This is a genomic window from Pseudomonas sp. SDO52101_S400, assembly GCF_054071635.1.
In genome coordinates this window covers 1-11,145 of sequence record NZ_JBSVWF010000060.1, presented here as the reverse complement: position 1 = coordinate 11,145, position 11,145 = coordinate 1, and the positions used below count along the sequence as shown (strand labels likewise).

General features: G+C 60.9%; 9 protein-coding genes. All 9 read left to right on the top strand.

The genetic code is table 11. The features are described 5' to 3' along the window. Positions 1 to 21 precede the first annotated feature (21 nt). Positions 22 to 1,593: a mannuronan 5-epimerase AlgG gene (algG, locus tag ACW9HX_RS24190; protein ID WP_457382528.1), complete on the top strand. Its 1,572-nt coding sequence runs from the start codon at positions 22 to 24 to the stop codon at positions 1,591 to 1,593. Between the two features lie 10 nt (positions 1,594 to 1,603). After that, positions 1,604 to 3,064 (top strand): alginate O-acetyltransferase, encoded by a 1,461-nt coding sequence (locus ACW9HX_RS24185; protein ID WP_457382527.1) that lies wholly within the window; start codon positions 1,604 to 1,606, stop codon positions 3,062 to 3,064. 8 nt (positions 3,065 to 3,072) lie between these two features. Beyond that, positions 3,073 to 4,197, top strand: coding sequence for a mannuronate-specific alginate lyase (locus ACW9HX_RS24180; protein WP_457382526.1), 1,125 nt, complete (start codon positions 3,073 to 3,075; stop codon positions 4,195 to 4,197). Between the two features lie 345 nt (positions 4,198 to 4,542). Then, on the top strand, positions 4,543 to 6,108 hold the full coding sequence (locus ACW9HX_RS24175) for an MBOAT family O-acyltransferase (RefSeq protein ID WP_457382525.1): 1,566 nt from the start codon (positions 4,543 to 4,545) through the stop codon (positions 6,106 to 6,108). Between the two features lie 10 nt (positions 6,109 to 6,118). After that, on the top strand, positions 6,119 to 7,294 hold the full coding sequence (locus tag ACW9HX_RS24170; protein WP_457382524.1) for an alginate O-acetyltransferase: 1,176 nt from the start codon (positions 6,119 to 6,121) through the stop codon (positions 7,292 to 7,294). Between the two features lie 14 nt (positions 7,295 to 7,308). Further along, complete coding sequence (locus tag ACW9HX_RS24165) at positions 7,309 to 7,965, top strand: alginate O-acetyltransferase AlgF (protein ID WP_085608134.1); 657 nt, start codon at positions 7,309 to 7,311, stop codon at positions 7,963 to 7,965. Between the two features lie 216 nt (positions 7,966 to 8,181). Continuing rightward, positions 8,182 to 9,633 carry a mannose-1-phosphate guanylyltransferase/mannose-6-phosphate isomerase gene (locus ACW9HX_RS24160; protein WP_457382523.1) on the top strand — a complete coding sequence of 484 codons (1,452 nt, stop codon included), beginning with the start codon at positions 8,182 to 8,184 and terminating at the stop codon, positions 9,631 to 9,633. A gap of 138 nt (positions 9,634 to 9,771) precedes the next feature. Further along, a complete protein-coding gene (locus tag ACW9HX_RS24155; RefSeq protein WP_408986680.1) occupies positions 9,772 to 10,236 on the top strand; it encodes a multidrug transporter in 465 nt (154 codons plus the stop codon). Between the two features lie 35 nt (positions 10,237 to 10,271). Then, positions 10,272 to 11,096, top strand: a complete 825-nt coding sequence (locus ACW9HX_RS24150) for an SDR family oxidoreductase (RefSeq protein ID WP_457382522.1) — start codon at positions 10,272 to 10,274, stop codon at positions 11,094 to 11,096. Positions 11,097 to 11,145: the final 49 nt, after the last annotated feature.

Below are 11,145 nucleotides of genomic sequence, written 5' to 3'. Positions count from 1 at the left end.
ACCGCCAAGGGAGTGCCCGACATGCACCATGCAAGGAAAGGCTCGCTCAGCCTGTTGGCCGGCGCCATGCTGCTGGCCTCTGCTGGCGCGTTCGCCACGGTGGAACCGGCCAAGCCTGTGACCACCGCCAAAGAGCTGCAACAAGCCAAGACCTACACCGTCAGCAGCGCACCGACCGAGGCGCTGGAACTGGCCAAGCCGAAACTGCCCGACCTCTCCGGCTACACCGCCGAAGCCGCCGCCGCGAAAATCGTGCGCAGCAAACCGGGCAAGATCAGCGTGCGCCGGATGATGCAGGAAGACGCCCTGAAGGACTTCATCGGCGGCGACAACAAGATGGCCGAATGGGTAGTGCGCCAGCACGGCATCCCGCAGGCGATCTTCGTCGACGACGGCTACATGAACCTGAAGGAGCTGGCGCAGAAGCTGCCAAAACAGTACTTCAGCGAAACCTCGCCGGGCGTCTATCTGGCGAAGTTGCCGATCGTCGTTGGCCGCAAAGGCATCCTCGAAATCGACGGCCAGACCCAGGAATTGCGTCTGTCCCAGGAGGCCGGTTCGTTCCTGGTCAACGACGGCCAGTTGTTCGTGCGTGACACCAAGGTCACCGGCTGGCGCGAGAAGGAAAACGGCCCGGCGACGTTCCGTTCGCCGAAGGAATTCCGTCCGTTCCTGCTGGCCTGGGGCGGCACCGAGACCTACATCGTCAACAGCAAGATGGCCAGCTTTGGCTACGCCAACAGTAAGTCGTACGGGGTGAGTATTTCCCAGTACACGCCGAACATGGCCAAGGTGCTCAAGCGTCCCGAGCCGACGGGCTGGATCGTCGGCTCCGAGTTCTCGGACATGTGGTACGGCTTCTACTGCTATGAGACCCGCGACTTCGTAGTCAAGGGCAACACCTACAAGGACAACATCGTCTACGGCATTGACCCCCACGACCGTTCCCACGGTCTGATCATTGCCGAGAACACCGTCCACGGTACGAAGAAGAAGCACGGGATCATCATTTCCCGTGAGGTGAACGACAGCTTCATCTTCAACAACAAAAGTTTCGACAACCACCTCTCGGGGCTGGTGATCGACCGTAACAGTGTGAACAACATCATCGCCTACAACGAGATCTACAAGAACCACACCGACGGCATCACGCTCTACGAGTCCGCCGACAACCTGCTGTGGGGCAACAAGGTCATCAGCAACAAGCGCCACGGCATCCGCATTCGTAACAGCGTGAACATCCGCCTCTACGAAAACGTCGCCATGGCCAACGGTTTGACCGGCGTCTACGGCCACATCAAGGACCTGACCGACACCGACCGCGACATAAAGCTCGACCCGTTCGACGCCCAGGTTTCGCTGATCGTGGTAGGCGGCGAACTGGCAGCCAACGGCAGCGGCCCGATGGCCATCGACTCGCCGCTGAGCGTCGAGCTGTATCGCGTGTCGATGCTGGCGCCGACCAAATCCAGCGGCATCAGCTTCAACGGCATCCTCGGCGAACGCCAGGATGAAATTCTCGACCTGCTGGTGCGCCAGCAGAAAGCCGTGCTGATCGACCCTGTCGAACGCCAGACCGAACTGCGGGACTGAGGACAATTTTATGCACCCACACCTGATCAAATTACTCAGCCTGTCGGCCCTGACCGTGTGCATTCTGGCGGCCAGCAATGGCGCTCGCGCCGATGAAGCGACTGGCGCCACGCCGCCGAAGTTCAGCGCCGAACCGTGCTGCAATCTGTGCCCCGCCGCCCACGACGCGAAGAACTACACCACCCGCTACCAGCAGAACTTCACCACCCTGGTGCAGGCGCAGGGCGACTGGCTGTTCCGGACCCAGGAAGATCTGCGCACCGAGTTCAACACCACCCCGGCCGGCTACAAACGCCTGCAACAGTTGCACGATGCGTTCAAGGCCAAAGGCGTCGAACTGGTGATCGTCTACCAGCCGACCCGAGGTCTGGTGAACCGCAACAAGCTCAATCCGGCGGAAAAAGCCGCGTTCGATTACGAGAAAGCGCTGGGCAACTACAAGACCATGCTCGGCCGTTTCGCGCAGATGGGTTACGTGGTGCCGGACCTGTCGCCGCTGACCAACGAGTCGCTGCCGGACACCCTGCCCGCCCACGATTTCTACTTCCGTGGCGACCAGCACTGGACGCCGTACGGTGCCCAGCGCACAGCGAAAATCGTCGCCGAGAAGGTCAAGCAGATCCCGGCCTTCGCCGACGTTCCCAAGCGTGAGTTCGAGACCAAACGTTCCGGGCGCATGGGCAAGACCGGCACCCTGCACAACATGGCCGGGCAACTGTGTGGCACCAGTTACGCGATCCAGTACATGGACCAGTTCACCACCGAACCGAAGGGCGAGGCTGGCGACGGCGATCTGTTCGGTGACTCCGGCAATCCGCAGATCACCCTCGTGGGTACTTCGCACAGCGGCAAGAACTACAACTTCGCCGGGTTCCTTGAAGAAGCCATCGGCGCCGACATTCTCAACGTCGCCTTCCCCGGCGGCGGTCTGGAAGGTTCGATGTTGCAGTACCTGGGCAGCGACGAATTCCAGAAAACCCCGCCGAAGATTCTTATCTGGGAATTCTCGCCGCTGTACCGCCTCGACCAGGAAACCATCTACCGCCAGATGATGGCGTTGCTGGACAACGGCTGCGAAGGCAAGGAAACCCAGATGTCCGCCAGCACCACACTCAAGCCCGGCGGCAAACAGGAACTGCTGGTCAACAGCAAGAACCTGAACCTGCAGAACAGCGGGCATCAGGTCGACATCCGCTTCGCCGACACCTCGGTGAAAAAACTGCAAGCCACCCTCTGGTACATGAACGGTCGCCACGAGGACATCAAGATCGAGAAACCGGAAACCTCCGACACCGACGGTCGTTTCGCCTTTGAGTTGCGCACGGACGAAGACTGGGCCTCGCAAAACCTGCTGGCGGTCGAAGTCCAGGGCCCGGATGCGGGCACCACGCCACAGAAAGTCGAAGCGAAAATCTGCAAACGCAACGTATTCCCGGGCGCTGGGCAACAAACCGCTCAGGTCGGGCAATGAGGTCTGCCATGCGAAATCCGAAATTCAAAAATCTGTTGGCACCGACGCTGCTGAGCCTGGCGATGTTCGCCGGGGCCACTCAGGCCGCCGCGCCGCTGCGTCCTCCTCAGGGTTACTTTGCGCCTGTGGATAAATTCAAGACCGGCGACAAGAGCGAAGGCTGCGATGCGATGCCGGCACCCTATACCGGGCCGCTGCAATTTCGCAGCAAATACGAAGGCTCGGACAAGGCCCGCGCGACGCTGAACGTGCAGTCGGAAAAAGCTTTCCGCGACACCACCAAAGACATCACCACGCTGGAACGCGGCACCGCCAAACGAGTGATGCAGTTCATGCGCGACGGTCGTCCGGAGCAGCTCGATTGCACGCTGAATTGGTTAACCGCGTGGGCCAAGGCCGATGCGTTGATGTCGAAAGACTTCAACCACACCGGCAAGTCGATGCGCAAATGGGCGCTGGGCAGCATGGCGTCTTCGTATATTCGCCTGAAGTTCTCCGACTCCCATCCGCTGGCCCAGCACCAGCAGGAAGCGCAGGTGATCGAAGCGTGGTTCAGCAAGATGGCCGATCAAGTGGTCAGCGACTGGGACAACCTGCCGCTGGAAAAAACCAACAACCACTCGTACTGGGCCGCCTGGTCGGTGATGGCGACGTCGATCGCCACCAACCGTCGCGACCTGTTCGATTGGGCGGTCAAGGAATACAAGGTCGGCGCCAATCAGATCGATGCCGACGGTTATTTGCCGAACGAACTCAAGCGCCAGCAACGCGCCCTCGCCTATCACAACTACGCCCTGCCGCCGTTGGCGATGATCGCCAGTTTTGCCCAGGTCAACGGTGTCGATCTGCGTCAGGAAAACAACGGTGCGCTGAAACGTCTGGGTGACCGGGTGCTGGCCGGGGTGAAAGACCCGGAGCAGTTCGAGAAGAAGAACGGCAAGGAACAGGACATGACCGATCTGAAAGAGGACATGAAATTCGCCTGGCTTGAGCCGTTTTGCACGCTCTACACCTGTTCGCCGGATGTGATCGAGAAGAAGCATGGGATGCAGCCGTTCAAGACGTTTCGCCTCGGTGGGGATTTGACCAAGGTCTACGACCCGTCCCACGAGAAAGGCAACAAGGGTTCTTGAGCGGCCAAAGTCAAAAGCCCCTCACCCTAACCCTCTCCCGGAGGGAGAGGGGACTGACCGGGGGGCTTTGCGAAATCCGCCGACCTGAAATACCGAGTCGTTCTCAGGCTTTGGAAAAGGCCGAGATCCGGCTCCGCTAGCTGCGAAATGTAATTCCGAGCCGATCTCAATTTTGGCAACAACCGAGATCAGGCTCCCTCTCCCTCCGGGAGAGGGCGGGGGGTGAGGGAAAGATTTCAAGGCCTTCCGCAACCCTGAAAGAAACACGCATCACCCCTCCAACACCACGGGGGGTTTGGGGGGGCTTTGGCCCTTGACTGTTGGTTCAAACATGGAGAGATCGGGATGGTATTTTCATCCAACGTGTTCCTGTTTCTGTTCTTGCCGATCTTTCTCGGCTTGTACTACCTGAGCGGGCAACGCTATCGCAACCTGCTGCTGCTGATCGCCAGCTACGTGTTCTACGCGTGGTGGCGGGTGGACTTCCTGGCGCTGTTCGCCGGCGTCACCCTGTGGAACTACTGGATCGGCCTGAAAGTCGGCGCCGCCGGCGTGCGCACCAAACCGGCCCAGCGCTGGCTGTTGCTCGGCGTGGCGGTGGACCTGTGCATCCTCGGCTACTTCAAGTACGCCAACTTCGGCGTCGAGAGCATCAACGCGATGATGACGTCGGTGGGTCTCGAGCCGTTCATCCTGACCCACGTGCTGCTGCCGATCGGTATCTCGTTCTACATCTTCGAGTCGATCAGCTACATCATCGACGTCTATCGCGGCGACACTCCGGCCACCCGCAACCTGATCGACTTCGCAGCGTTCGTGGCGATCTTCCCGCACCTGATTGCCGGCCCCGTGTTGCGTTTCCGTGACCTGGCCGACCAGTTCAACAACCGCACCCACACCCTCGACAAGTTCTCCGAGGGCTGCACGCGGTTCATGCAGGGTTTCATCAAGAAGGTATTCATCGCCGACACCCTCGCCGTGGTCGCCGACCATTGCTTCGCCCTGCAAAACCCGACCACGGGCGATGCCTGGCTCGGCGCACTCGCCTACACCGCGCAGCTGTATTTCGACTTCTCCGGTTACAGCGACATGGCCATCGGCCTGGGCTTGATGATGGGTTTCCGCTTCATGGAAAACTTCAAGCAGCCGTACATCAGCCAGTCGATTACCGAGTTCTGGCGCCGCTGGCACATCAGCCTGTCGACCTGGCTGCGCGACTACCTCTACATCACCCTCGGCGGTAACCGTAAGGGCACGCTGATGACCTATCGCAACCTGTTCCTGACCATGCTGCTCGGTGGTCTGTGGCACGGCGCGAACATCACCTACATCGTCTGGGGCGCGTGGCACGGCATGTGGCTGGCGATCGAGAAAATGCTCGGCCTCAACACCTCGCCGCGCAGCCTTAACCCGATCCGCTGGGCGCTGACGTTCCTGCTGGTGGTCATGGGCTGGGTGATCTTCCGCGCCGAGAACCTGCACGTCGCCGGCCGCATGTACGGCGCGATGTTCAGCTTCGGCGACTGGTCGCTGTCGGAACTCAACCAGGCCAGCCTCACCGGCCTGCAAGTGGCGACTCTTGTGGTGGCTTACGTGACCCTGGCGTTCTTCGGCCTGCGTGATCTGTACACAAGCAAGCCTCCGGTCAAGACCAAACCTGCGGTGAACGTCGAAAGCGACGGCCCTGCCGGTGCGCAACCGGGCCTGATCAAGGCGGTTCCCGGCGAAAACCCGGCGAGCATCCACGAACCTGGCTACACCGTCGGCGTCGACGCCCAGGTGCAACCGGCGTTCTGGGCGGCGGACTGGCCGCGCTACGTGATGCGCGGGCTGATCCTGCTGCTGTTCATCGCCTCGATTCTCAAACTCTCGGCGCAAAGCTTCTCGCCGTTCCTTTACTTCCAGTTCTGAGGGATCTGACATGACCCGCTCATTACGCATCTTCTACATCGCGCTGTTTCTGGTGACCTTGCTGGTGCTTGGTCTGTGGTCGGTGCGCAGCTTCTTCGGCTTCAGCACCAACGCCGATGCGACAGTGCTCAACGGCCGCTGGACCAAAGCCGTGGAAACTCACTACGACGATGAATTCCCGATCAAGCGCCTGGGCACCAACCTCTGGGCCGCGCTGGATTTCAAACTGTTCAACGAAGGTCGCCCGGGCGTGGTGCTCGGGCGCGATCAATGGTTGTACAGCGATGAGGAATTCAACCCTATCGTCAACGAAGAACTGAACCTGCAAGGCAACTACGCGCTGGTCGAAGGCGTGCGCCAGACCCTGAAAGAGAAAGGCGTGAAACTGGTGATGGCGATCGTGCCGGCCAAGGTTCGCCTGTACCCGGAACACTTGGGTGAAGTGAAACCGGCGAGCATCCACGCCAACCTCTATCAGGACTTCCATGCCCGAGTCGCGGCCGACAAGATCCTCGCTCCCGACCTGCTTGGCCCGCTGCAAAAGGCCAAGCAGAACGGTCAGCAAGTGTTCCTGCGCACCGACACCCACTGGACCCCGGAAGGCGCGGAAATCGCCGCCAACACCCTGGCCAAAACCATCGCCGACAAGTTCCCGCTCAGCGGCGAGCCGCAGCGCTTCGTCACCACGCCCGCCGAAAAGGTCACGCACAAGGGCGACCTGCGTCTGTTCCTGCCGCTGGATCCGCTGTTCGAGAACCTGATGCCGGCCAAAGAGCCGCTGCAAAAGCGCAACACCGTGGCCGCCACCGAGCAGCCTGCCGGTGACGACGCCCTGTTCGCCAACAGCGAAGTGCCGGTCGCGCTGATCGGCACCAGCTACAGCGCCAACCCCAACTGGAACTTCGTCGGTGCGCTCAAGCAAGCGCTGCACAGCGACGTCGTCAACTACGCCGAGGACGGCCACGGCCCGATCCTGCCGATGCTCAGCTACCTGAAAAGCGATGACTTCAAGAACAGCCCGCCGCAGGTGCTGATCTGGGAGTTTCCTGAACGATATCTGCCTGTGGACAACGAAATCGGCGACGCCGACCCGCAGTGGGTCGCAGAGCTTAAACAAGCCGGCGCACGCCAACAAAACGTAGCTGTAAACACTAAATCCGAGACGCCCGATCGGGCGCAAAACTGAAAGAGAGGTACACCATGACTTTCACTACAACTCCTCGTCGTCTCGCCAAACGCTTCGCTCTGGTCGCTGGTCTGAGCGTGCTGTCGGTCCAGGCCTTCGCCGGTGGCGACGCTGCGCTGTACGGCCCGACTGCACCGAAAGGCTCGACCTTCGTGCGGGTCTACAACGCCAGCAACGCTGAAGTCAGCGCCACTGTCGGCAGCACCAACCTGAGCGACGTCGCGCCACTGGCCAGCAGCGACTTCAGCTTCATGCCGGGCGGTGACTACAGCGCCAAGGTCGGCAGCCAGACCCTGCCGGTGAAACTCGCCGGTGACCACTACTACACCCTGGTCAACAACGCTTCCGGCGCGCCGCAACTGATCGAAGAACCACCGTTCAAGAACAAGCAGAAATCCCTGGTGCGCGTGCAGAACCTCAGCGACAAGCCGCTGACCCTGAAGACCGCCGACGGCAAGACCGACGTGGTGCCGAACGTCGCCGCCAAGGGCCGTGGCGAGCGTGAAATCAACCCGGTGAAAGTCAGCCTCGCGCTGTACGAAGGCGACAAGAAAGTCGGCGACGTGAAACCGGTCGCCCTGGAGCGCGGTGAAGCAGCAGTGCTGTATGTCACCGGCAACGGCAGCAACCTGTCGCCAGTCTGGGTGAAACGCCCGGTGTCGACTCGCTAACAAATTTTCCTGAACTGACGCAGTCCCCCCTGTGGGAGCGGGCTTGCTCGCGAAAGCGGTCCGACATTCAACAGATGTGTCGACTGATGTACCGCCTTCGGGAGCAAGCCCCCTCCCACCCTTGACCGGGTTGTCAGGTCGGATACGAGACAAAAACAAGAGTGAAACGACACAGGCTCGTGGCTCTAACCCAATCGATTTTATGGAGTAAACAATATGATTCCGGTGATCTTGTCAGGTGGTAGCGGTTCACGTCTTTGGCCGCTTTCGCGCAAACAGTTTCCCAAGCAGTTCCTCGCCCTGACCGGCGAACACACGCTGTTCCAGCAAACCCTCGAGCGTCTGGTGTTCGAAGGCATGGACACCCCGATCGTGGTCTGCAACAAGGATCACCGCTTCATCGTCAACGAGCAGCTGGCCAACCGCAATCTGGAATGCCAGCGCATCCTGATGGAACCCTTCGGTCGTAACACCGCTCCGGCTGTGGCGCTGACCGCGATGATGCTGGTCAATGAAGGTCGCGACGAACTGATGCTGGTGCTGCCGGCCGACCATGTTCTGGAAGATCAGAAAGCCCTGCAACGCGCTCTGGCCCTGGCCACCGTCGCCGCCGAAAACGGCGAAATGGTGCTGTTCGGCGTACCGGCGACCAAACCGGAAACCGGTTACGGCTACATCAAGTCCACAGCCGATTCGCTGCTGCCGGAAGGCGTGAGCCGCGTCTCGCACTTTGTGGAAAAACCCGACGTCAAACGCGCCACCGAGTACGTCGAGTCCGGCGGCTACTACTGGAACAGCGGCATGTTCCTGTTCCGCGCCAGCCGCTTCCTCGAAGAGCTGAAAAAGCACGATCCGGACATCTATGACACCTGCCTGCTGACCCTCGAGCGCAGCCAGCAGGATGCCGACACCGTCACACTGGACGAAGCCACCTTCGCCTGCTGCCCGGACAACTCCATCGACTACTCCGTGATGGAAAAAACCCAGCGCGCCTGTGTGGTGCCACTGTCGGCGGGCTGGAGCGATGTCGGCTGCTGGTCGTCGCTGTGGGAAGTCAACGAGAAGGACGCCAACGGCAACGTCAGCAAGGGCGACGTGGTCATCCAGGACAGCAAGAACTGCATGATCCACGGCAACGGCAAACTGGTGTCGGTGATCGGTCTGGAAAACATCGTGGTGGTCGAAACCAAGGACGCCATGATGATCGCTCACAAGGACAAGGTTCAGGGCGTCAAGCAGATGGTCAACACCCTCAACGCGCAAGGCCGCAGCGAAACCCAGAACCACTGCGAGGTCTACCGTCCGTGGGGCTCCTACGACTCGGTGGACATGGGCGGGCGCTTCCAGGTCAAGCACATCTCGGTCAAACCGGGCGCGTGTCTGTCGCTGCAAATGCACCATCATCGCGCCGAACACTGGATCGTGGTCAGCGGCACCGCCGAAGTGACCTGCGATGAGAACGTGTTTCTGCTCACTGAAAACCAGTCGACCTACATCCCGATCGCCTCGGTCCATCGCCTGCGCAACCCGGGCAAGATCCCGCTGGAAATCATCGAAGTGCAGTCGGGTTCGTACCTGGGCGAAGACGATATCGAGCGCTTCGAAGATATTTACGGTCGCTCGACCCCGATCGAACGCGGCGTGTCGGTGAAAACCATCGCGCAGTAAGCGTTCCGTAAAACAAGAAGCCCCCGTCCAGCCCGCTGCGTCCCCTATCCGCAGTGGATTGGGCGGGGGCTTTTTTTTTCGCCAACCTCATCCAGGCTTAGGTAGGATGAACCTTCCCTGCCCACGAGGTTTCGCGACATGTTCATCGGCGTCTTGCTGGTCATCACCTGGCTGATCCTGCTGTTGCGCTACCCGGCCAAGGCCTTGCCGGTGTCCATGGCTGCCGCCGTCGGCCTGGGGCTGGTGGCGATGTGGGTGGTGTGGCTGGACAACCGCGAGGTCAAGCAACTGGCTCGCCTCGAGTTGCGCATCACGTATGCCCCTGGGCAGTGCCCGGCGGATCGGCCGTTGCAATTGAAGATGAACAACGGCAACGACGTGCCGCTGACCGAACTGCGCTGGCGCATTGCGGCGTACGCGCCGGGCGACACTGTGAATCTGGCCGACAATCAATACGCCGCCCCGCGCTATCGCGGCCCCGGCGAATTGCAGGCCGGCGGCAACTGGGAAGATTGCCTGCCGCTGCCGCCGCTGCGTCCCGGTTATCGCCCGCAAACCCTGGAGTTTCGCGCCGAGCGATTGCAGGGTAGTTTCTCCGACTGATCCCCTCTTTCACTCTTTTGCACAAGGAATGCGCCATGCCCGTTGCGTTGATTACCGGTTGTTCCAGCGGCATCGGCCGCGCGCTCGCCGATGTCTTCAAAGGAGCCGGCTTCGAGGTCTGGGCCAGTGCGCGCAAGGCTGAAGATGTCGCGGCACTTGGTGCTGCCGGGTTCACGGCGGTGCAACTCGACGTCAATGACAACACGGCGCTGGAACAACTCGCCGAGCGGATCAATCAGCAACACGGCGGCCTCGATGTGCTGATCAACAATGCCGGTTACGGCGCCATGGGGCCGCTGCTCGACGGCGGTGTTCCGGCCATGCAGCGCCAGTTCGAAACCAACGTGTTTTCGATTGTCGGCGTGACCCGTGCGCTGTTCCCGGTGCTGCGCCGGGCGAAGGGATTGGTGGTGAATATCGGCAGCGTTTCCGGGGTGCTGGTCACGCCGTTCGCTGGTGCGTATTGCGCGTCGAAAGCGGCGGTGCATGCGCTAAGCGATGCATTGCGCATGGAGTTGGCGCCGTTCGGCATTCGGGTGATGGAAGTGCAGCCGGGGGCGATTCAATCGAGCTTCGCCAAGAATGCCGGACATGAGGCCGAGCAATTGATCAACGAACAATCGCCGTGGTTTCCGTTGCGCGAAGGCATCCGGGCACGGGCCAAGGCCTCCCAGGACAAACCGACGCCGGCCAGCGAGTTTGCCGCTGAGTTGCTCAAGGCTGTGCAGCAGAGCAAACCGCCACGGCTGATCCGCATCGGCAATGGCAGCCGGGCGTTGCCGTTGCTGGCGACGTTGTTGCCGAAAGGATTGCTGGAATCGACGTTGATGAGGCGCTTCGGCTTGCGCGCAAAGCTCTGAGACCGAGTTGACGCTTTCGCGAGCAAGCCCGCTCCCACAGGGGAATGCA